This is a genomic window from Brevibacterium sp. AGC70, assembly GCF_057334195.1.
In genome coordinates, this window is record NZ_JBHFIH010000009.1 from 1 (window position 1) to 21,681 (window position 21,681).

Annotated in this window: 20 protein-coding genes, 1 tRNA gene and 1 pseudogene; 13 read left to right on the top strand and 9 right to left on the bottom strand. The window is 63.0% G+C overall.

What is annotated here, in order from left to right:
• A partial coding sequence (locus tag ACE03M_RS05370) for a histidine phosphatase family protein (protein ID WP_485933065.1) occupies positions 1 to 626 on the top strand: 626 nt, incomplete at its 5' end.
• 53 nt (positions 627 to 679) lie between these two features.
• Here ACE03M_RS05370 and ACE03M_RS05375 read toward each other — a convergent pair.
• Positions 680 to 1,810, bottom strand: coding sequence for a glycosyltransferase family 4 protein (locus tag ACE03M_RS05375; RefSeq protein ID WP_485933066.1), 1,131 nt, complete (start codon positions 1,808 to 1,810; stop codon positions 680 to 682).
• Positions 1,811 to 1,934: 124 nt separating this feature from the next.
• Here ACE03M_RS05375 and ACE03M_RS05380 point away from each other — a divergent pair, with 124 nt between their 5' ends.
• The 6 genes from ACE03M_RS05380 to ACE03M_RS05405 are packed head-to-tail and all read left to right on the top strand — an operon-like array spanning position 1,935 to position 7,926.
• Positions 1,935 to 5,033, top strand: coding sequence for a DUF4040 family protein (locus tag ACE03M_RS05380; protein WP_485933067.1), 3,099 nt, complete (start codon positions 1,935 to 1,937; stop codon positions 5,031 to 5,033).
• Entirely contained in the window at positions 5,024 to 5,356 is a 333-nt protein-coding gene (locus ACE03M_RS05385; protein ID WP_485933069.1) for a sodium:proton antiporter, read from the top strand. The genes ACE03M_RS05380 and ACE03M_RS05385 overlap by 10 nt, the downstream gene beginning before the upstream one ends.
• Entirely contained in the window at positions 5,353 to 6,870 is a 1,518-nt protein-coding gene (locus tag ACE03M_RS05390) for a monovalent cation/H+ antiporter subunit D family protein (protein ID WP_485933071.1), read from the top strand. Before ACE03M_RS05385 ends, ACE03M_RS05390 begins: the two co-directional genes overlap by 4 nt.
• Positions 6,867 to 7,265: a Na+/H+ antiporter subunit E gene (locus tag ACE03M_RS05395; protein WP_313900568.1), complete on the top strand. Its 399-nt coding sequence runs from the start codon at positions 6,867 to 6,869 to the stop codon at positions 7,263 to 7,265. Before ACE03M_RS05390 ends, ACE03M_RS05395 begins: the two co-directional genes overlap by 4 nt.
• Positions 7,262 to 7,522, top strand: a complete 261-nt coding sequence (locus tag ACE03M_RS05400) for a monovalent cation/H+ antiporter complex subunit F (RefSeq protein WP_143921542.1) — start codon at positions 7,262 to 7,264, stop codon at positions 7,520 to 7,522. Before ACE03M_RS05395 ends, ACE03M_RS05400 begins: the two co-directional genes overlap by 4 nt.
• Before the next feature lie 11 nt (positions 7,523 to 7,533).
• On the top strand, positions 7,534 to 7,926 hold the full coding sequence (locus tag ACE03M_RS05405; RefSeq protein WP_485933073.1) for a cation:proton antiporter: 393 nt from the start codon (positions 7,534 to 7,536) through the stop codon (positions 7,924 to 7,926).
• A 40-nt stretch (positions 7,927 to 7,966) separates the two neighbouring features.
• Here the strand turns inward: ACE03M_RS05405 and ACE03M_RS05410 are convergent, their stop codons facing one another.
• Together ACE03M_RS05410 and ACE03M_RS05415 are read right to left on the bottom strand one after the other, a co-directional pair.
• Positions 7,967 to 8,689 (bottom strand): alpha-ketoglutarate-dependent dioxygenase AlkB, encoded by a 723-nt coding sequence (locus ACE03M_RS05410; RefSeq protein WP_485933075.1) that lies wholly within the window; start codon positions 8,687 to 8,689, stop codon positions 7,967 to 7,969.
• Between the two features lie 18 nt (positions 8,690 to 8,707).
• A complete protein-coding gene (locus ACE03M_RS05415; RefSeq protein ID WP_485933077.1) occupies positions 8,708 to 9,916 on the bottom strand; it encodes an NAD(P)/FAD-dependent oxidoreductase in 1,209 nt (402 codons plus the stop codon).
• A 127-nt stretch (positions 9,917 to 10,043) separates the two neighbouring features.
• Between ACE03M_RS05415 and ACE03M_RS05420 the strand changes: the two genes are divergently transcribed.
• Positions 10,044 to 10,116: transfer RNA gene (locus tag ACE03M_RS05420), tRNA-Ala, on the top strand.
• Between the two features lie 95 nt (positions 10,117 to 10,211).
• Positions 10,212 to 10,607, top strand: coding sequence for a DoxX family protein (locus ACE03M_RS05425; protein WP_485933078.1), 396 nt, complete (start codon positions 10,212 to 10,214; stop codon positions 10,605 to 10,607).
• Here the strand turns inward: ACE03M_RS05425 and helR are convergent.
• On the bottom strand, positions 10,551 to 12,707 hold the full coding sequence (helR, locus tag ACE03M_RS05430; RefSeq protein WP_485933080.1) for an RNA polymerase recycling motor ATPase HelR: 2,157 nt from the start codon (positions 12,705 to 12,707) through the stop codon (positions 10,551 to 10,553). The genes ACE03M_RS05425 and helR overlap by 57 nt on opposite strands.
• A gap of 136 nt (positions 12,708 to 12,843) precedes the next feature.
• On the opposite strand from helR, the pseudogene ACE03M_RS05435 reads away from it, so the two are divergent.
• Positions 12,844 to 13,011: pseudogene (locus tag ACE03M_RS05435) on the top strand (family 1 glycosylhydrolase); the annotation flags it as partial.
• A 28-nt stretch (positions 13,012 to 13,039) separates the two neighbouring features.
• Here ACE03M_RS05435 and ACE03M_RS05440 read toward each other — a convergent pair.
• The 4 genes from ACE03M_RS05440 to ACE03M_RS05455 all read right to left on the bottom strand — a co-directional run bounded on the left by ACE03M_RS05440 (position 13,040) and on the right by ACE03M_RS05455 (position 16,992).
• Positions 13,040 to 13,591 carry a YdeI/OmpD-associated family protein gene (locus ACE03M_RS05440; RefSeq protein WP_485933081.1) on the bottom strand — a complete coding sequence of 184 codons (552 nt, stop codon included), beginning with the start codon at positions 13,589 to 13,591 and terminating at the stop codon, positions 13,040 to 13,042.
• Positions 13,592 to 13,667: 76 nt separating this feature from the next.
• Positions 13,668 to 15,182 carry a 3-hydroxyacyl-CoA dehydrogenase NAD-binding domain-containing protein gene (locus ACE03M_RS05445; RefSeq protein ID WP_143921549.1) on the bottom strand — a complete coding sequence of 505 codons (1,515 nt, stop codon included), beginning with the start codon at positions 15,180 to 15,182 and terminating at the stop codon, positions 13,668 to 13,670.
• On the bottom strand, positions 15,179 to 16,090 hold the full coding sequence (locus ACE03M_RS05450; RefSeq protein WP_143921550.1) for a beta-keto acid cleavage family enzyme: 912 nt from the start codon (positions 16,088 to 16,090) through the stop codon (positions 15,179 to 15,181). The genes ACE03M_RS05445 and ACE03M_RS05450 overlap by 4 nt, the downstream gene beginning before the upstream one ends.
• Positions 16,087 to 16,992 carry a TetR family transcriptional regulator C-terminal domain-containing protein gene (locus ACE03M_RS05455; RefSeq protein ID WP_485933083.1) on the bottom strand — a complete coding sequence of 302 codons (906 nt, stop codon included), beginning with the start codon at positions 16,990 to 16,992 and terminating at the stop codon, positions 16,087 to 16,089. Before ACE03M_RS05455 ends, ACE03M_RS05450 begins: the two co-directional genes overlap by 4 nt.
• A gap of 190 nt (positions 16,993 to 17,182) precedes the next feature.
• Between ACE03M_RS05455 and ACE03M_RS05460 the strand changes: the two genes are divergently transcribed.
• Positions 17,183 to 18,556: a pyridoxal phosphate-dependent decarboxylase family protein gene (locus tag ACE03M_RS05460; protein ID WP_485933085.1), complete on the top strand. Its 1,374-nt coding sequence runs from the start codon at positions 17,183 to 17,185 to the stop codon at positions 18,554 to 18,556.
• 43 nt (positions 18,557 to 18,599) lie between these two features.
• Here ACE03M_RS05460 and yczE read toward each other — a convergent pair whose 3' ends face one another.
• Positions 18,600 to 19,277: a membrane protein YczE gene (gene yczE / locus ACE03M_RS05465; protein WP_143921553.1), complete on the bottom strand. Its 678-nt coding sequence runs from the start codon at positions 19,275 to 19,277 to the stop codon at positions 18,600 to 18,602.
• A gap of 136 nt (positions 19,278 to 19,413) precedes the next feature.
• Between yczE and yczR the strand changes: the two genes are divergently transcribed.
• Positions 19,414 to 20,865: a MocR-like transcription factor YczR gene (gene yczR / locus ACE03M_RS05470; protein ID WP_485933087.1), complete on the top strand. Its 1,452-nt coding sequence runs from the start codon at positions 19,414 to 19,416 to the stop codon at positions 20,863 to 20,865.
• A gap of 23 nt (positions 20,866 to 20,888) precedes the next feature.
• Positions 20,889 to 21,680: a YggS family pyridoxal phosphate-dependent enzyme gene (locus ACE03M_RS05475; protein ID WP_143921554.1), complete on the top strand. Its 792-nt coding sequence runs from the start codon at positions 20,889 to 20,891 to the stop codon at positions 21,678 to 21,680.
• Position 21,681: the final 1 nt, after the last annotated feature.

The window sequence follows — 21,681 nt, forward strand, 5'->3', positions numbered from 1 at the left end:
CCGGCGCCGGCTGCCGCCGACGACTCTCAATGACCAGGACCGTCATCTTCTGGCGGCATGGCCAGACCGACTACAACGTCGAACGCCGGTTCCAAGGTCAAAGTGATATTCCGCTCAACGAGCTCGGGCGGACTCAAGCCGCTCTGGCAGCGAGCTACCTGAGCGAACTTCATCCTGGGCTCATCGTCTCCTCCGACTTGTCGCGGGCCGCTGACACCGCCGACGCGCTTGCTTCGCTGCTGAACGTCGGTGTCACCCGCGACGACCGTCTGCGTGAGACCGCCTTCGGCCAGTGGGAGGGCCATACCCGGGACGAGCTCAGTGCATCGTGGCCAGACGAGCTCGAACAGTGGCTCAGTGGAGCTGACACGAACCCGCCAGGTGGAGAATCCCGCACAGAGTCAGGTCGTCGAGTCGCCTCGGCGATCACCGACATCGTCGCTGGTTCGGAGGCCAAGACCATTGCCATCGTCGCGCACGGAGCAGTCCTGCGCGCAGCCGCAGAACTGCTGCTCGGCATGGACGGTCCTGGTCGGCTCGCAGTTCTGGGAAACTGCGGACACGGCGAATTCGGATTCACCGGTACCAGCTGGATCCTTCGCAGCTGGGGCACAGTCCCCTCCTGACGCGTGCTCTGCACAGGTCTGACCTGTGCAGAGAGCACTGACGACTCGTGCACTCACTGCCGTGAGGCGTGAACCGTACGAATCATGCCCACCAGCGCCTGGGCTGATGCGTCCCAATCGAAGAGCTTGGCCTGCCTCTGCCCGGCCGCCGAGAGTTCGGACCACAGCGCGGGATCGGTGAGACGTTCGATAGTGGTGGCCACGTCACTGGCATCATCGGGGTCGAAGTAGACAGCAGCCTCGCCTGCGATCTCGTGGAAGATCGGAATGTCTGAGACCGCCACCGGCACACCTTGGGCCATCGCCTCGATGACAGGTAGCCCGAATCCCTCCTCCTGAGAGGCCGTGACCAGAGCGGTCGCGCCCTCGAGCAGTTCCGCATACTCCGCATCGCTGACCCCCCGGTGGAAGATCACTTTCGCCCGGTTGGGAATCAGTGCACGCAACGCAGCTTCACGCCTGCCGTCGATTCGACTGGCGATGTGCAGCGTCCATCCCGGAAGATGCTCCAGGGATCGAATCAGGGTCTCGACATTCTTATAGGGCAGGAACGCGCCCATGTAGACCAGCGAACGCGCATCATTCCTGTTGACGGAGCGTATTCCGGAAACAGCAGCCTCGGCGGCATTGGACACCACGGTCACCGGCTTCGATGACAGATGGTGCTCTGCGATCAGGTCCTTCGTCGTCTGACTCACGGAGGCGATCGCATCGGCGCGCCCCAACAGCAGACGCTGCGGAGCGTAGCTGAGGTGGTAAGCCCGCCACAGCAGCCGGAGTGCCGCGGGCAGATCGACCGGGGGCAGCGGATGCGAATAGTAGATGAGATCGTGGACGGTCAGGATGAGGCCGTACCTGCGTCCCGACGATCCCATCACCTGCATGGTGGAGAAGACCACATCGGCGCCGAGGTCGTTGAGCTTCTTCGCAATGAAGATCTCCTGCCAAGACGTGGGGGAGTTGAGCCTGACCCATGCACAGTCGGGAAGGAGATCCAGCTGAGCTTCATCGTTGATGATCGCAGTGACCTCGATGCCGGTTCCCCGCACGGCTGTGAGCAGAGCTGCGAGCAGGCAGGATCCGTAGCGGGAGATGCCATCGTGGTGCGTCGTTCGCGTGAAGCGGGCATCGAAGTAGACGTGTATCGTTTCGTTCGTCTGAGTGCTGTGTGTGCTTTTGCTCATGGAACTCCGAGTCGATAGTCTGATCATCTGTAAGTCTGCGTTCATCCGAGATTACGTTCATCGTGACGAAGGGTCAGTGAGTGAAGGAACCATCACCTGCGTCCGTGGCACTGAGGCTACGGTCATGATCCTAACGGTTCTCGCTCTTGCCGCACTCATCATTCTCACCCCCATCATCACTCGCTGGCTCGGTCGAGCCAGCGGATGGCTCCTGGCCGCCGCCTATCTCGGCATCGCCGGCCTGTTCACCCCTACCGCCGCCGAGGTGATGGCGGGCGCCACTCCGGAAGTGACCTACCAGTGGATTCCCTCCTTCGGTGTCGATCTGGCTCTGCGCGCCGACGGCATCGGCGTCATCTTCACCTACATCGCACTGATCATCGGCGCGATCGTCTTCGTCTATTCAACCGGCTACCTGTCCCAGGGGCGCAACACGAGCTTCTACTGGCTGATGGTCATCTTCACCTTCTCAATGGTGATGCTGGTTCTCAGCAACGACCTCTTGGTGCTCTTCGTGTGCTGGGAACTGACGTCTCTTGCCTCCTTCTTCCTCATCGCCCGGTCAGGCTCGCCCGGCCAGGGGCCCTCTCTGCGCACCATGTTCATCACCTTCATCGGCGGACTCTCCCTGCTGGTGGCAACCGGAACCATCATCGCGGTCACCGGAACCACGAACGTCCACGAAGCGCTGAACTCGCCCGTCTGGTCGGGTCTGTCACCGGTGACGACGCTGGTCGCGATTCTCATCGCGGTCGCGGCGATGACCAAGTCGGCTCAGTTCCCCTTCCATTCCTGGCTGCCTGACGCGATGGCCGCAGCCACACCGGTCTCCGCGTATCTGCACGCGGCCGCCGTGGTCAAGGCCGGCATCTTCTTGCTCCTGCGCTTCACACCTGCATTCCACGCCACCCCTGCTTGGAACACCCTGCTCATCGTTGCCGGCCTCATCACCGCCTGCATCGGGGGCTGGTTCGCTCTCAACCAATACGATGTCAAGAAGCTGATGGCCTATTCCACGGTCTCGCAGCTGGGTCTCATCACCGCTGTCATCGGCGTCGGCTCCGAAGCGGCGATCGCCGCTGCGTGCCTGCATGTGATCGCCCACGCCCTGTTCAAATCCGGCCTCTTCATGATGGTCGGAGTCGTTGACCATCTCGCCGGGACTCGCGAACTCACTCGGATTCCGCAACTGATGCGAGCGGCCCCGGGGGCCTTCTTCGTCATGATCATCGGCTGTGCCTCCATGGCAGGCATCCCACCTCTTCTCGGCTTCGTCTCGAAGGAATCCCTCTTCACGGCATTCGCTGACACTCCCGGTTCGGCCTGGACCGGATGGGCGGCCCTGCTGGTAGCCGTCGCCGCCTCGGTGCTCACCTTCGCCTACTGCGCGAAGACTGTCTGGGGGGCATTCATCGACGGCAAACCGGTGGAGAAGGCGCGACTGGGACACGGGTCACCCGTCATGCTTGTTGCCGCTGCGATGCCGATCCTCGCCTCGATTCCGCTGAGCTTCGTCCTGTTCGTCTTCGACAATCCGCTCGATCAGGCAGTCCAAGCGGCCATTCCCGATGCAACCGAAGCAGTGCACCTTGCCCTCTGGCACGGAGTGAATAAGGAATTGATAGCCTCGCTGCTGATCATCGCGATCGGCGTGATCATCATCGTCAACCGTTCCCGCGTCTTCGTCTTCTTCCACCGAGCAACCCTCGGCTTCGACGGAGCCAACGTGATGAGCGGTCTGACGTGGGTTCTGCGTCGTGCCGGTCGCGGCCTGAGCATCTTCGTCACTCCGATGAACTCCGGCCCCTACCTGGCCATCTCGCTGGGTGGTCTTGCCGTTCTCGCCTTCTCGGCCGTCCCGATCATCTATTCGGACCTGCCGCCTCTGCAGGATGGTCTGTGGCGACCCATCGACATCGTCCTCCTCGTCCTCATCACCGTGGCCGTGCTCGTTGTCTGCAGCTCCCACTCCCGTCTGACCACAGTGGTTGCTCTGTCGGCAGTCGGCATCCTCGCCACTGTCCAGATCCTGGCTCTCGGCGCTCCGGACGTCACTCTGACTCAGCTGCTGGTCGAGGCGATGACGATCATCGTCATCATGTTGGTGCTGCAGAAACTTCCACGTTCATTCTGGAGATACCCGAAGCGCCTGCAGGCCACCCGCGTGATCTTCGCCCTCATCGTCGGACTTGCCGCCACCATGCTGACACTGGCACTCAACGGGCGTCGGGATCGGTCAGACCTCGGTCTGTACTACATCGAGAACGCTCCCGACATCAGCGGTGGAAACAACATCGTCAACACGATCCTCGTCGAATTCCGTGCTCTGGACACCCTCGGTGAGCTCACCGTCCTCGGCATGGCCGGAATCGCTATCGTCGCAGTGATGTCGACGGTCAAGGACAAGTTCATCGATCCACCCGCGGAGAACATTCCCGAACCGCCGAGGCAGGCGTGGATTTCCATCCGGCCTCGGGGCACGACGGCCTATCGCGCCGTCCATGAGGCCTGGCCCAACGTAATCCCGCCGCAGCTGACGATCAGAGTCCTCGGTCCACTGCTGGCGATCACTTCACTCGTGATCTTCTGGCGCGGTCACAATGAACCCGGCGGCGGCTTCATCGCCGCGCTTGTCGGATCTGCGATCATCGGCCTCCTCTACATGTCCACGGCCAAGGATCGCGCCATCGGCCCGCCGCGTGCACCTCTGTACCTCATCGGTTCCGGTGTGGCCACAGCGGTCGTGACAGGATTCATCGGGCTCATCTTCGCAGGCTCCTTCCTCGAACCCCTACACGGGTATCTTCTCGGTCAGCACTTCACCACCTCGATGCTGTTCGACCTCGGCGTGTACATCGCAGTGGTCGGCCTCATCCTGGCCTCCTTCAATCTGCTCGGCGTCTCCGACTCCGCGGCCACCCCGGCCGGTGACGATGTGCTGACCAACGGCATCATCCGCCGCGATGTCGAGCGCACCCGGGAACGTGCCGATGAGCTCCTCTACGGCGAGCTCAGCGGACCGCTGGACGCGATCAGGGGAGAGCGGCCACCGCGTGACCGGCGATCGAAGGTGGCCGACCCGGATGCGAAGGTGCGCGCCTCATCAACTCATATCCTGCACGGTGATGCTCCCACCGAACGTTCCACCGGCGAGACAGCGGAACAGCCGCCGACCAACGAACAGCCGCCGACCGATGAGCAGGAGGATGCGAAATGGTCCTAGCCATCACAATCGGAGTGCTGACCGCAGGCGGGGTGTACCTCATGATGCAGCGGTCGATGGTCAGAGGTGTCTTCGGGCTGACGCTCATCTCCCATGCTGCGAACTTCATCCTCCTGTCTGCGGGAGTCGGAGCCTGGCGAGTCGAGCCTCTGAGCGATCGGGGCGATCAGAGCCTGGCCGCGGATCCGCTGCCGCAGGCCTTCGTCCTCACGGCAATCGTCATCACCCTGGCGGTGACGATCTTCATGCTCGCTCTGGCTGTGCTCGGTCACGATGACGATCAGAAACGGGCTCCGGAGACAGGGGAGGCCCGAGAGTCATGAACCCAGCATTCCTGCTCCTGCTCATCGGAGTCCCGCTCCTGTTCTCCGCGCTGAGCGTGCTCATCACCTCCCGCACCTTCGACCGCGTTCTGCTGCTGGCGGCTCCGAGCTTCGTCGGCATCTCCGGCATCGTGCTGCTCTTCGTCCACCATCGCCAGCCGGTGCTCGCTCATTCCGTCGGCGGCTATGTCCCCGGCCTGGCCATCCCCTTCGTCTCGGATACGTTCACCGCGCTGATGCTGGTCCTGACATCAGTCACCGCCATCGCCAGCTGCATCTTCCTCATCACAACCGGTGAAGACCAGTACCGGTTCGTTCCCGCTCTGATCCTGATGATGCTCACCGGCGTCTACGGCGCGCTGCTGACCGGGGACCTGTTCAACTTCTTCGTCTTCATCGAAGTCATGGTGCTGCCGGCCTACGCACTGGTGGCGGTGACCGGAACCTGGCGCCGTCTCGGTGTGGGCCGCATGTACGTCATGGTCAACCTGCTCACCTCGACCATCCTGCTCATCGGTGTCGGGTTCGTCTACGGCGCCACCGGCACCGTGAACATCGCGATCCTCGCCCAGATGGGGGCGCCGACTGGGCAGGGCGCACTGGCCATCGGAGTCGTCCTCTTTGCGCTGATCATCAAGGCCGGCGGTGCGCCGTTCCACGGTTGGCTGGTGCGCAGCTACCCGAACACCTCGGCGGGAATGATGTCGCTGTTCTCGGGATTGCACTCGAAGGTCGCCCTCTACGCGATCTACCGGATCTACACCACTGTGTACGGCGAACCCGCCGCCTGGGTCAACGTCATCGTCGCCATCGCCATCGCCAGTATCCTCATCGGCTCCATCTCCGGGTTCGGACAGAACCGTGTCCGCAACGTCCTCGCCTTCCAGATGACGAGTGGGGTCGGACATATTCTGCTCGGTGTGGTGCTCCTGACCTCGACGGCGCTGGGTGCCGGCGCCTTCTACATGGTCCATCACATGATCACGATGTCGGGGCTGCTGCTCATCATGGGAGCGGTCGAGCAGACCTACGGCAGCGGTTCGTTCAAGAAGCTGACCGGGCTGGCCGGCCGAGAAAGATGGGCCACGATCCTGATGATCCTCGGCCTCTTCTCCCTCATCGGGCTCCCGCCGACCTCGGGCCTGTGGGGCAAAGTCGGACTCATCACGGCCGCGACCGGCGGCGAGGGTGCACTGGGTTGGTGGCTGGTTGCCGCGATCGTCCTCGGAGCTCTCATCAGCCTGCTCGCGCTGCAGCGCACGTGGCGCAATACCTTCTGGGGGCCGCCGATGCAGACCTACCGCCCGGACTCAGCTGAGACCGGCAGGGCTCCTGCCGAACCCATCGTGAACAGCGTCCGGATCCCTGCGCGCCTGTTGGTGCCGGGAACGATCATGATCGCGATGTCCGTGGCGATCTTCGCCTACCCCGAACCGCTGCTGGAGATCACCACCCGCGCCGCGACCGCGCTGCTTGACCACAGCGCCTACGTCGAGGCGGTGACGGCCCCATGATGCGCATCATTCACGGCATCTCCTATCTTGGTTATATCGGCTGGGCGATCGTGACCGGGTCGGTGACAATCGTCACCCGAGTATTGCGCCCCGGCCAGTACGCGCAGCCGATGATCGTAGAGATCCCGCTGCGGTGCGTGACCGACCTCGAGGTGACCCTGTTCGCCTCATCGATCACGATCACCCCGGGGACATTGGTCACAGCCATCGCCGCGGGCACCTCCACACAGCCGCCGGTGCTCTTCGTCCATGCCCTGTTCGAGGATTCGGAGGAGGCAGCTATGGAAGGCCTCTATGATATGGAGTCACGACTGCTTGCAATGACCAGGGGCCGGGCACCGTCCGGACCGGCTGCCAGCTCCGCTGAGGTTGAACAGGAGGAAGAACGCCCATGACCATCGTCGTCAGCATCTGCATCACCATCCTCGCCGCGGCCGTCATTGTGGGCCTCGTCCGGGTTCTCACCGCCAAGGACCTGGGCTCGCGCGCGATCGTCAGCGATCTCATGTACTTCTCCGCCATCGGCATGCTCACGATGTTCGGCATCCTCGTGTCCTCGTCGATCGTCCTCGACGCGATCTTCCTGTCGTCCATGGTCGGCATTCTCGCTACCATCGCACTGTCGCGGATCCTCACCAGGGGGCTGCGCTGATGAATGATGCCGTGGCAACCACCCTGGTCGGTGTCTTCGGGATCAGCGGGTCCCTGCTCATGCTGTTCTCCGCGCTTGCGATGTTCCGAGTCCGCGACGCGCTGTCCCGGATCAACGTATTCTCCCCGGCTACAGGTTTGGGAATGCCTCTGATCGTGGTCGCGGTCTACGTCTATGACATTCACTCGGAAGGCTTCAGCTGGGGCTCTCTGCTGATGGCCGCTGCTGCTGTGCTGTGTCTGATCATCGTGTCCTCGGTGGGCAGCAACACGCTCTCGCGTGCCAGTGTGCTGTCGGGACAGCCCGTCTACCGAAAGACCGCTCCGAATCGGTTGGCGCGCCCACCTGCGGGAGTCGTCGACGACGACCCGGTTTCTCCTGATCAGCCGAGGGCCGGGGCCTGAGTGCTTGGGTCCCAGCTGTTGAGTTCGGGACCCCGTCCGGCTATTCTCTGCCTGTGGTGCGCATCGTGATGTTGATTCTGCCGCCGCCGAGGTGGTCCAGACGACCATATTCAGGCGCGGTGGCCTCCCGGATGGAGGTCACCCCGTGATAGGCGAAGCGGGCGGGCCCGCCGAAGACGAAAGCATCGCCGGAGGCCAGACGAATGTCCTCATAGGGTTTGTTACGGGTGTCGGTGTTGCCGAACCGGAAGACACACGTATCACCAAGCGACAATGATACGACTGGAGCAGGATCGGATTCGTCCTTGTCCTGGTGCATTCCCATCTTCGCTCGAGCGTCGTAGTAATTCACCAGAGCCACGTCCGGACAATACTCTTCGGGCACAAGACCCCAGAGACTCTTGGAGTCAACGGGGGAGTCAGGATCCTCAGCAACCACCTCGGCGGCGGTGGAGACGACCTGACGACCAAGACGAGTCATCCAGTCCGGGAATGAGAGCACCCGCTGACCGTTGACATCGCGGGCGTGGCGATCATAGCGGCCCGGCTGCCAATGCCATCCCAGGCCAATGGTTCTCACGCTCATCGGATGCCCGGCGATCGATGTCGCATGAGCAGGCACCGGCCCGGACTGCCACTTCGCGTACTGTCTGATGATCCAGGTTTGAGCCGCCTCGTCGAGGAATCCTGGGAGCCAGACTGCCCCCGGTGCGATGACGCGGGGGCGGCGGTTGAAGGCCTCGTCGGCGAAGAGCGACTCCATGGCAGGACGCACCCGAACTCAGAGTGCGCCGAGTTCGATCGACTCGTCCTGCAGGCGCGCGGCAGAGACGCTCTTGCCGATGAGAGCCCGAAGCTCGTCACCGACGTCCCAGATGTTGACGTTCATGGCCGCTGTGACGGTACCTCCGCGAGTCCAGAACACGATGTATTCGCCGCTCGGCCTGTCGCCGCGAATGACGACATCGTCGTCACTGCTGCCATGACCCACGTATTCCATGCCGAGATCGTATTGGTCCGTGTAGAAGTACGGTTCCCAGTCGTAGACCTTGTCCCCGCCGGTGATGGTGGACGCGGCGACTTCGGCCTGGCGCACTGCGTTGTCCCAGTGTTCGACGCGCAGTCGCTGGTTCAGCAGTGTGTTCTGCGCTGCAGCAATGTCGCCGATGGCGAGGATATTGGCATCGCTTGAGCGCATATGCTCATCGACGATCACGCCGTCATCGGTCTCCAGGCCCGCAGCAGCGGCCAGTTCGATGGTCGGGTCTGCACCGATTCCCACGACGACCAGGTCGGCAGGAAGGTCACCGGCACTGGTCTGGACGGATTCCACGGCCTTCGTTCCCGAGAAGCCTGTGGTGTCAGCCTCGGTCACGAACTCGATCCCGTTGGACCGGTGGAGCTCTTCGAAGTACTCACCGATCTCCGTGCCGAGGGCCGACTTCAACGGGGGAGTTGAACGCAGGACGACGGTGACATCACATCCGGCGTTCTGCGCTGCCGCGGCGACCTCGAGGCCGACCCAGCCACCGCCGATGATGACAACTTTACTGTCCTGACCGAACTGCGAACGGATGGCCACAGCGTCACCGGCGTCGCGAAGGGTGTGGATGTTGCCCAGATCGGCGCCGGGCACGTCCAAGGAGCGCGGAGTGGAGCCTGTGGCCAGGATGACCTGACCGTAGACGAGGCTCTCGCCATTGTCGAGGGTGATGCTCTGATTCTGCGCATCCAGTTCAGTGACAGTGGTGCCGAAGAACGTCGTCACATCGTGGGCGGGATACCAGCCCGCACCGCGCAGTGCCGACTCGGCTGGGTCTGATCCTTCGAGCATGACCTTCTTGGACAGATCCGGACGGTAGTAGGGTGCGGCCGGATCGGAGCCGATGAGAGCGATCGACGCGGTGTAGCCGCCGTCGCGGAGTGCCTCGACCGCTGTTCCGCCGCCGACTCCTGCGCCGATGATGACAGTTCCGAATTCCTGAGCCATTGCCTGTCCTTCCGAAAGGGAATTTCTTCCACCCTGTACCGCCAGTCACATAGAGTCAACTGGGGTGAGAGGCTCAGCTTCACCGTTTTGTGCACCATGGGGGCTTCGGCGTAAAGTGAGAGCCGAAGGGGCTTTAGCTCAGTTGGTAGAGCGTTTCGTTCGCAATGAAAAGGTCAGGGGTTCGATTCCCCTAAGCTCCACAGGTTTTTTCACAGAGATGGCTTGGTCTCCTAGAGACAGTTTGGTCTCACAGAGGTGCAGAGGTGGTCGCGGGTTGAAGCTGCAGACATTGACCATGACCAGCATTCTGGGCCTCGCAGGTCTCGCGCACTTCCTCAGACCCCGGACCTTCGACTCGATCGTTCCGCCCCGACTGGGCGATCCCCGTGTCTGGACCTATGCCAGTGGTGTGGCCGAACTCGTCTGCGCCACGATGCTCGCTGTGCCTGCCACACGCAGACTGGGCGGATCGGCCTCTGCCGCGCTCATGGTCGGTGTCTTTCCGGCCAACATCTACACCGTGAAGAAGCACTGGCACAATCCTCGGGGACGTACGATCGCCCTGGCTCGTCTGCCGCTGCAGGTTCCCCTCGTGTGGATGGCCTGGAACATCGCCGGTGATGGGGCCGAATCCTCAGACTGGGGGCTGGTGGACAGCGGTGACCAACTCTGCCGTCGCCCTGGTCATTGACACATACCGGTCCACCCCACCCTGCACACCGGCGCCGAAGCCCTGCGGGTCCACGAGGATGACGAAATCGAATTCCAGTCCCTTGACCTCAGCTGGCCCCATCACGGTGACCCGTTCAGCTCTGATCCCACTCCACGAGTCCGGTTCCATAGTGATGACACAGACGATTCCCTCGCTGTGGGAGACCAACCACGCACTGATCAAGGAATGTACCCCGTCTGTGCGGATGCGACGGACTGGGACACCTGACTGGCGAACCGAACGCGGTACATTGGCGTGCGGGATGACCTCTCGGATCACGGGTTCCGCTTCGCTCATCACCTCAGCGGGGGTGCGGTAGTTGATGCTGAGGTGAACTTCCTCGACGTTGAGGCCGAGGTGCCTCAACCGCTCGTCCCAAGTCTGGAGAAAGCCATGACGTGCCTGTGCCGGGTCACCGACGATGGTGAAGCCCTTGGACGGACACCGGTCAAGGAGCATGTGCCACTGGGCATCGGTGAGATCCTGCGCTTCGTCGACGATGATGTGACCGTAGGGTCCCGCGAGACGGTCTGGGGCGAGGTCCTCCCGAGCCGAGGGATTGTCCAGCGCGCCGCGTAGGTCCTCGCCCTTGAGCATCTGCATCTGCATCAGTTCACTATCGTCAGCGGCTACGAGATCGGCAACGACATCGGCCATGCGGTCCTGCTCGGCTGCCGCCTCGGCCTCGGCACGACGTCTCTGGCTCAGATCAGCAGGATCACCGATACGACGCCTGGCTGCGTCGATGAGTGGAATGTCCGCCTTCGTCCAATCTCTGGCTCCGGATCGCTGCAACCACGACACATCTTCGTCGCTGAGCTCGGGTGCGACGAGACTCAGGTAGGCCGGGACGGTCCAGATATCACCCGCGATGTCCAAGGGGTCGAGAAGCGGCCAAGTGGTTGTCAGGACCTCGCGAAGATCGGGGTCCTGTCCGATGAAGGCGCGGACCTGGTCTGGTTCGGCCTCTTCATCGGCTTCGACGACGATCTCGGTGAGAATGTCCAGCAGTTCGTTCCAGACCAGATCACGCGCAGTGTTGTGATCGACGTCCGTATCGTGCGCTGAGAAAGCCGTTGCCCAGTCGCCTGGAGTGACCGTGAGATCACCCCACACCGTGTCGATCGTCAGGGCGGTGGTGGGAGCCTGCTCATAGATGCTCACGGCACGGTCGATGACTGCACCGGGATTCAGCTTCCCTTTGAGGCGAGCGCCGCGTTCGTCGTCATTGGCCGCAGTAGTCTCTGGGACCAGGTCGTACAAAGTGCAGAGGCGCACACCGTCCTCGCCGAGGCGCGGCAGCACGTCGTCGACATAGGACAGATACGCGGGATTGGGGCCGACGAAGAGCAGGCCGCCACTGCTGGCGATGCTGGGATCGGAGTAGAGGAGGTAGGCGGCACGGTGCAGGGCGACCACCGTCTTCCCGGTTCCCGGCCCACCGTCGACGACCAGCGGTGAGTCGGCCGGGGCGCGGATGATCGAGTCCTGGTCGGCCTGGATGGTGGAGAGGACATCGTGCATCTTGGTCGATCGGCTGGCCCCCAGAGAGGCGATGAACGCAGCCTGATCGTCGAGGGCCGCGCTCTCATCGACGCTCGCCGAAGTGAATCTTTCGTCCCAATAGTCAGTGATCCGTCCGTTCGACCACCGGTAGCGGCGCCGTGTTGACAGTCCCATCGGAGAGGCGAGGGTGGCCGCGAAGAACGGTTCGGCCAGGGGCGCCCGCCAATCGATGAGCAGGTTGTGGCCGTCTTCATCTCGCAGCCCCGTCCGACCGATGTAGACGATCTCACCGGTATCAGCGAACACCATGCGCCCCAGGCATATGTCAAGGGCGAAGCGGTGCAGCAGACTCAGTTCGGAGGACAGGCGATGAATGGCGGAATCGCGGTCCAGTGCGGCTTCGCCAGAACCCCCAGGGGCACGACGGAGGTCAGCGAGTCGGGACTCGACGGCGGCAAGCTCGCTGTCGATGCGACCGGAGATCCGAGCAAAATGGGCGTCATCGGCTGAGATGAGTTCAGGCGTGTCCTTGGCAGAGAGTCGGGAGGGCAGATTGAAGACGGTCGAGGGCATCCGGAATCCTTTGTCTGAAAGAGTGAAGACCCCATTGTTCCCCCTGACCAGGGCCTTGCGGCAAGCCCCCATCCATGGCATATTCTGATAACGGCAGGGACTACCGGAATTCACCCCACCGGCATTGCGCTGACTGCTGCTCTCTGCAGCCACGGTCGCTTTCCAGGTCGAAGGTGCGAGGACCACAGGCGGTCGCGGACGATCCGTCTGGGACGATTTCGTCGATTATCCCGGCAACGTCATCGATTCCAGCACCGCTGATCCCGGTCCCGGCAGTTATCGCCGCAGTGCCGAGGATGCAGTGTTGCTGACAGGTCAGACAAAAGAGGGTGTCAGGAGATGCCGAGGAGCTTCCCGCTCTTCGCCAGCTCAGGATCGGTGCAGGAGGACAGATCGAAGCAGCAGGGGCGTCGTTTCCCCGACTCCAGCTTCGAGATCGCGACTTCCACACGGCGTGCGCGGGTGTCGGCGTTCTTCGTCGCTTGGATCCATCGCACCCACTCCCACCGCGCCATCGGCGTCAGCCCAGCCCATACTTCGGTCAGATCGGCTGCGTCCTCAAGCGCTGCGGCGAAGTCAGCGGGGATCGAGGTCTCCGGCCATTCCTTCGTCGGAGTCAATGACACGTCCACGGTGTCGGCATGGTCTGCACCCAACTTTGCAGACAGCTCATCGGTGACGTTGATCCAATGTCCGCGCATTCCGTCGGGTTCGACCACCGTAGTGACGTCGACCCCGCCCACCTGCCCATGCGCGGCGACCTGACCACGGGAGGGCAGGTCCGCACTGGCATCGGCGGGCAGGCGCAGGATCGGCCTGCTGTTGATGATTTCCAGCTGCGTGGAGAATGTGATGGCTGTGGGAGTGTTCCTCTTCGTGCTCATAATCACCAGGATAGTCTCCGGGCACACGCGTGACTTCTCGAATCCTGACAGCCTGATGACTCAGCCTGTCTCGGTCTCATCCCAGTTTCCGTCCCACCCAGTCAGGAGATGCATGCGCGATCATCCTGAGTCGTTCCAACACGCCGTTGGGAAACGGGGCGGCCGCGCCCGAACTCTGGTCCACGTGCACAGCAATGATCTCCTCGGTCGCGACGAGCTGCCCAGCGGCTCTCATCTCGTAGGCCAGGTGCATCTTCTTCGACCCTGCGGATACAAGGGTGGGTATGACCTCCACCTGCGCGCCGAGCCCGACCTCGTCGAGGTAGCGGATGTGGGATTCTACGGTGTAGAGCGAGGTGGAGTGTGCCTCACGATGTTCCTGGCCGAGTCCGACCTGGTCCATCACCTGATCCGTGGCGAAACCGAAGATCAGAACATAGAAGGCTTCCGACATGTGGCCGTTGTAGTCAATCCAGTCTGAAATCACCTGGGTTCGATAGGTGCCGAGTTCGATCGGCTGCGATTGGCTCCGTGGTTCTGGTTGACCGCTCAGTTCGGTCTCCGCAGACATTCTTTCTGCTTCGGAGGCATCCGCCGAGGTTATCCGCCGCTGTGTTCCGTCCGCGGCTTCGAGCTCGGCCGTGAGCCTGCGCAAGGCGATGATGCCTGCGTCGCGTGTGGCGATGAGATCAGGAATCGTCTTGTCACCACTGGCCACTTCACAGCCGGCCACGACATCATCACGGAGCTTCTGTGTGAGCTCTGGAGCATCCAAACGGGTCCAGGGCGATTTCAGCGAGGGACCGAAGTGGTCGAGCATATGTGCCATCCCGCCCTCACCGCCGGCCAGATGGAAGGTGAGCATCGGCCCTTGGAACGGCCATCGCAGGCCGGGACCATCGGTGATCGACCTGTCGATCTGCTCCACCGTGGCTTCACCATGGTCGATCATGTGCAGAGCCTCTCGCCATTGCGCCTCCTGGAGCCGATTGGCGATGAACCCGGGAACCTCGTGGTCCATTCTGATCACGGATTTCCCGATACGGGTGTAGAACTCGGCCGCCCAGTCGACGGCCGCAACGGCAGTGGACTCTCCGCCGACGACCTCGACGAGTGGGATGAGATAGGGCGGGTTGAATGGATGCCCGACGACAAGGCGCTCGGGATGTCTGGCGTCGACCGCCATCTCGGTCATGCTGTAGCCGGAGGTGGATGAGCCGATGACGACGTGTTCGTCACAGACGGCATCGATGCTGGCGAGGAGGCTGCGTTTGAGCTCGAGGTCCTCCGGAGCCGACTCCTGAACGAAGCCGGTCCCCGCTACAGCCTCGGCGAGGTCCGTGTGCACCGTCCAAGCATGTCGGTCCGCGCCTGCGACCATGTCGAGTTCGGCCAACGCGGGCCAGGCCGCATCGATGAGGCGGGTGAGCTTCTCAGCCGCATCCGGTGCCGGGTCCCAGACTCTGACCGTGTATCCCTGAGCTAGGAAGTAGGCGGCCCAACCGCCGCCTATGGTGCCGGCTCCGATGCAGGTGACTGTGGTGATGGATGCGACGTCAGGGTAGGACTGGGCAGTCACAGCCGCGCTCACAGGTCGAGTCCCGTCACAACCGGCGCCTGCACCCGCAGATCGAGGATGTCGCGGGCCTCGTCGGGTGTGGCGACCTCTGCGCCGAGGCCCTCGATGATGTCGACAGCGCGTTCGGTCAGCGAAGTGTTGGTGGCCTTGACCCCCTTTGCCAGGTACAGATTGTCTTCAAGCCCGACCCGGGCATGGCCTCCGGCGAGAACGGATTGGGCAACCCACGGCAGCTGATTGCGGCCGATGGCGAAGGAGGTGAACTGCGCACCGGTCGGCAGCATGTTCACCATCGCAGTCAGGAGCCCGGCATCGACCGGTGCTCCGTAGGGGACTCCCATGCACAGCTGGTAGAGCGGCGGAGGATCGATGAGGCCCTCTTCGACGAGCACATTGGCGAACCACAGGTTTCCGGTGTCGAAGATCTCGAGCTCGGGCCGAACGCCCAGCGTCTGGATCTTCTTCGAGCCCTCACGCAGCATGTCAGGAGTGGACACATAGATATTCGATCCGTCGCCGAAGTTCAGGGAACCGCAGTCGAGGGTGCAGATCTCGGGCAGCAGCTCTTCGACGTGGGGAAGGCGTTCGAGGGCGTTGACGAGGTCCGTGCCCGGCATGTGAGTGGTCGGATCCTGGGGATCGACGACGAGATCTCCACCCATTCCTGCGGTGAGGTTGATGACGGGATCGACGTCGGAGGCACGTATCAGGCGCACGACCTCGCGGTAGTGGGTGACCTCTCGGGAACCCTGCTTGGTCTCGAGGTCGCGGACGTGGATGTGGACAACGGACGCACCGGCACGAGCAGCCGCGATCGCATCATCGGCGATCTCCTGCGGTGTGACGGGTACGTGCTCGCTCTTGTTCGCTGTATCGCCGGCGCCGGTGACGGCACAGGTGAGTATGACCTTGCGATTCATGATGACTCCTCATCAGGGTTGGTGTTGACGATTGCGCGTTTGAGGTAACTGGAGAGTCGACGGCGGAAGGTTGCCACGTCCATGATTCCGGTGAGGACCTTGACCCCGAGACCGTCGAGCAGCGAGGTCAGCTCATCGGCCATGGCCTCGCTGTCGCCAGAGCGGAAGAGCCCGTCGGACTGACCCGCTTCGATGGTGGAGCGCACGGTGTGCGACCAGCGTTCGTAGTGAGCCGGATAGTCAGAGGTATGGGCATCTTCGAGACCGAGCCGAGCCCAGGTCTGGAGCCAGATCGACCACTCGCTGCGTGAGGTGCGGCCGATGGGCGACTGAAGTTCGAGCAGACGTTCGAGCCGGCGATGGGGGTTGGGAATCTTGTCGAGCCAGGCGATCTGACGGTCGAAGGCGAGCTTGACCGAATAGTCGAGTGTTGCGTCGAAGAGATCAGACTTCCCATCGAAGTAATAGTGAATGCTCGCATTCGAGATCCCAGCGGCGTCCGCGATGTCCGCGATTCGCACCGTCTCATAACCATGGCGGGCGAACAGATCCCATGCCGTTTCGACGATGAGCCTGCGCGGCGAGGAGTCCGGGTGTGGCCCAGGACTCCGGTCAATGCCTGGTTGGTACCGCAGGGGAGTCGCGGACACCTGCGATTCGTCGCCGAGCAGCCAGCTGACCGTCACCCCGGTAGCGGTGGCCAGAGCGAGGAGCTCTTCGGTGCCGAATCTGCGTCGGCCAGAAAGAGACTTCGACAGCTTCGTCTCATCGATTCCTATGCTCGCGGCCACATGTCGTTGAGACAGATCGCTGGTGCGCAGTGCCTCTTTGGCCCGTTGGGCTGTGACGCCGGCGCCGTGGACACCAGCTCCGTCGACACCGGCTGCGCTGCGATCCGTCATGGCCGCCAATCTATCTGCTCTTTGCGCAGATCGCAAGTAATGCTGGTGATAAATCAATACTTGCGAGTGACATTGTCCGCAGCGGTTGCCATGTTCGTGCACTGGAGACCGCCGTGATCAGAGGGGAGCGGATATTCTCGAAGGGATGAATCGATCGCCTGATGACACTGTTCCCACATCGGAGGGGCCCATGAACGACAATCTCCATTCACGCATGCACGTCGTATCCGACGAGACCCGAAACCTCGTCAACCTCGTCCTGGACTACTCGCGTCGGCGCACCTTGGCCGTCGACACTCCACTTGATCACCCGACGACCGAGACCGAACTCAAGCGACTGGCCGGACCGACCATCACCGAGGATGGTGTCGGGTCATCTCGCGCGCTGGCGATCTTCGAGCACATCTTCGCTCCCGCCTGCATCACAACTGACCACCCGAAATACCTGTCCTTCATTCCGAGCGCGCCGACGAAGGCGGCCGTGGCGTTCGACCTTGTGGTCTCCGCCAGCGCGCTCTACGGAGGCTCGTGGCTCGAGGGGGCAGGCGTCGTCCATGCCGAGAACGAGGTCCTGTCCTGGCTGGCCGGTGAGTTCGGGCTGCCGACGAGCTCCGGCGGCGTCTTCGTTCAGGGAGGCACGATCGGCAACCTGTCAGCACTGGTGGCGGCACGTGATGCGCGCAAGGCCGCGCTCGGCGAAGAGAAGCCGGGGCGCTGGGTCATCGTGTGCAGCGCCGAAGCACATTCCTCGGTCGCCTCGGCAGCAGCCGTGATGGACGTCGATGTAGAGCCAGTTCCTACCGGGGACGACGGCATTCTGCGTCCCGACGGCGTCCGGGCTGCGCTTGAAGAACACGGCGATGCCGTCATCGCTGTGGTCGCGACCTCGGGGACGACGAACTTCGGCACCATCGACGATATCGCCGGAATTGCGGCGCTCAAGGATGACTTCAACTTCTGGCTCCACGTCGACGGGGCCTATGGGCTGGCTGCGATGCTCTCACCCCTGGCACGGCACAAGTTCGCCGGCGTCGAATCCGCCGACTCGGTCATCGTCGATCCGCACAAGTGGCTCTTCGCCCCGTTCGACGCCTGCGCGCTCATCTACCGCGACCCGACCTTGGGGCGGCGAGCGCACACCCAGCGCGCCGAATATCTCGATACCCTCACCGACGCTGAGGAGTGGAGTCCTTCGGACTACGCCATCCAACTGACCCGGAGGCCTCGGGGCCTGCCGTTATGGTATTCCCTGGCCAGCTACGGTGCCGAGACCTATCGCGAAGCCATCGGCCATTCGATCGAACTGGCGATGCAGATCGGCACAGAGATCAAGAAGCGTCCGAATCTCAAACTCGTCCGCGAGCCCGAACTCTCGGTCGTCGTCTTCGAACGTGCCGACTGGTCCCGTGAGGACTATCAGCAGTGGTCGGACCGACTGTTGGAAGACCAGCGGGCCTTCGTCGTACCCAGCTCGCACCAGGGGCGGCCCAATGCCAGGTTCGCGATCGTCAATCCGCTCACGACCTTCGAAGATCTCGTCGACATTCTTGACACGATGGAGTGATTCGACGTTCTGAGGCTCCTCGACCTTAGGTGCGAAGTCCTGCTCAGCCCTTGGCGTGAGGCCGGGGCCGCGGCCGGAGCTCGACGGTGAATGTGGGCAGGAGGAACTGCGTGATCGGTCCGATTCCCAGAGCGTAGAGCGCGGTGCCGATGCCGAAGACGCCGCCGAGCAGCCAGCCGACGATGACCACACTGACCTCGATGAGGGTGCGCACCAGTCGGATCGACTTGCCGGTGACTCGCGACAGGCCTGTCATCAGGCCGTCACGGGGGCCGGGGCCGAACTGCGAGCCGATGTACATCGCCGAGGCGATGCCGTTGAGGATGATGCCGCCGACGAGGAGTGCGATATTCCACCACAGTTCCTCCGGTCGGGGCAGGAAGAGCCGCGTCAGATCGAGAAAGGGTCCGATGAGGAGGGCATTGAGCAGCGTCCCGAGTCCTGGCTGCTGCTTGAGCGGAATCCAGGTGAGGAGGACGAGGAAGGACGTGATCGTGACGATGGTGCCGAAGGTCAGCGGCAGGTGCTTGATGATGCCCGAATGGAGTACGTCCCAGGGCATCATGCCCAGCCCGGATGTCACGATCATGGCCATCGATGCGCCGTAGAGGTAGAGGCCGAGGAGCAGCTGCGGCAGTCGACGGGGGAGTCGACCGCTCTTGAGCTGCTGGATCGGGCCGATATTCGCGAGTTCGCGCTTCGGCACAGGTGTTGATGACATCGTAGGTCTTTCCGGTTCGTTCTGACTGATATCACCATCTTGTCTCGAACTGGCCTTGTAAAAAATAGCCAATTGGAAGAAAGTGGTCATATCGCCACCGGTCGGGTGGACGAGGCATCGACACAGCGAGGTTGGCATGAGCACGGCAGTCATGAGCGGTCCCAGGTTGGCAGGCATCATCGGCACCGGGCCGTGGCCAGGACCAGCCTATGATTCGCTGACGGCAGGGATCTCGCGCGCCATCGGCGACGGCCGCATCCCGGTCGGGGCCAGGCTGCCCAGTGAGCGTGAGGTCGCAGCCGCGACTGGCCTGTCTCGGACGACGACCACCCGCGCCTTTGCGAAGCTGCGCGAACAGGGGTTCGTCCTCACCCGGCGCGGTTCCGGAAGCGTGGTCCAGATGCCGGAAGTCCCGGGCGGTCGCATCGATCATCTCCTGACCCCGGCCGGAGCCGACGAGGCGGAGATCGACCTCACCTGCACCGCCTCGGTGGCGCCGCCATGGCTGTTGGGAGCCTACGAACGCGCGGTCACGCAGATCCACGCCTATCTGCCCGGTACCGGTTACTATCCTTCGGGGCTCCCGGTTCTCAGGGAACTCATCGCCGAGAGCTACACCGCTCGCGGTGTCCGCACCGATCCGGATCAGATCCTCATCACCTCGGGAGCCTTCGGCGCCGTGGCCATCGCCGTGCGTGCACTCAACGAGGGTCGAGGCCGGGTGCTCATTGAGAGTCCGACCTACCCGAACGCGATCGCGACCCTGGAAGGTGCCGGTGCCTCCCTGATTCCCTATCCGCTCGAAGTGGGCCCGGCCGGACACCATTGGGACATCGAGGCTATGGACCACATCGCACGCCAGACCCGTGTGCGATCGGCCTACCTGATCCCCGACTTCCATAACCCCACCGGGGCGCTTCTGCCCGAAGAGCGGCGCCCCGAACTCGCATCCATGCTTCGGCGCAACTCCATGGTGCCGATCTTCGACGAGTCCTTGGTCGAGCTGGGGCTCGATGGCGATCCGACACCCACGCCGATGGCGGCCTTCGTCCCCGACTCGATCACGGCAGGAAGCACCAGCAAGATCTACTGGGGCGGTCTGCGCGTCGGGTGGCTGCGAATTCCGGCCCACCGCATCGAGGCGATGGCGTCCACGCGTCTGAGCCTCGACCTCGGCGCTCCCGTGCTTGAACAGCTTGTCGCCGTCGAACTCATGCGTGACCATGACACAATCGTCGGCGCATACCGCGACAAGCTGCGCGCGGCCAGGGACAATCTCGCCGCGCAGGTGCGCGCTCATCTTCCGACCTGGCAGGTCGTCGTGCCCAGCGGAGGCATGGCGCTGTGGTGCCGCCTGCCCGAGGACCGTTCCGGTGCCCTTGCCGTCGCTGCGAGAAAACACGGGCTCGGGTTGGTCTCCGGACCCAATTTCGCCCCCGCCGGAGGCCTGGACCGGTGGGTCCGGCTGCCATACACCGTCTCCGAGGCTCAATTGGATGAGGTCGGCCCCCGCCTCGCCGCCGCCTGGGACGACGCTCTGAAGTCCACTGACCGTGTCCCGGCCGGACGAGCGCGGATAGTCGCCTGAGACGGTCTGGGTACCATGAGGACATGGACGAGGACCAGGCCGCGAACGAGGGGCCCAACCACAACGGACAGTATGCGACTGCGACGACTGCTGAGGACTTCCGGATCAACATCGCCGAGGTGAATCGGCGCATCGAAACCGCGGCTGTACGGGCCGGCCGCGACTCCTCTGAGATCGAACTGCTGCCGGTGAGCAAGACGGTTCCTCAGGAGAGGATCCGAGAAGCTGTTGCCGCCGGCTGCCACAAGCTCGGCGAGAACAAGGTCCAGGAGGCCTTCCGGAAGTCGGCCGAGATGTCTGACTTGGACATCGACTGGGCCGTGATCGGTCATCTGCAGTCGAACAAGGCACGTGAGGTCGCGAAGTTCGCCTCCGAGTTCCAGGCTCTGGACCGGCTGAAGGTCGCAGCTGCTCTCGACCGACGTCTCGAAGCGGCGGGTCGCAGCCTGGACGTCTACGTTCAGGTCAACACCTCGGCAGAAGAGTCGAAGTTCGGGATGCCGCCTGAAGAACTCCTGAACTTCCTGCGAGAACTGCCGCAGTTCCCGACCCTGAACGTGCAGGGCCTGATGACTCTCGCGGTGTTCTCCTCCGACCTCGATCGTGTCCGCACCTGCTTCCAGAGTCTGCGCGCTCTGCGGGACCAAGCGCAGGAGACCGACCCCGAGCTGATCGGCGCAGGGAAACTCTCAATGGGCATGTCAGGGGACTACGAAGTGGCCATCGAAGAAGGAGCGAACTGCGTTCGTGTCGGCCAGTCCATCTTCGGCAAAAGGGCGCTGCCTGACAGCTACTACTGGCCCGAGAACGGCTGAC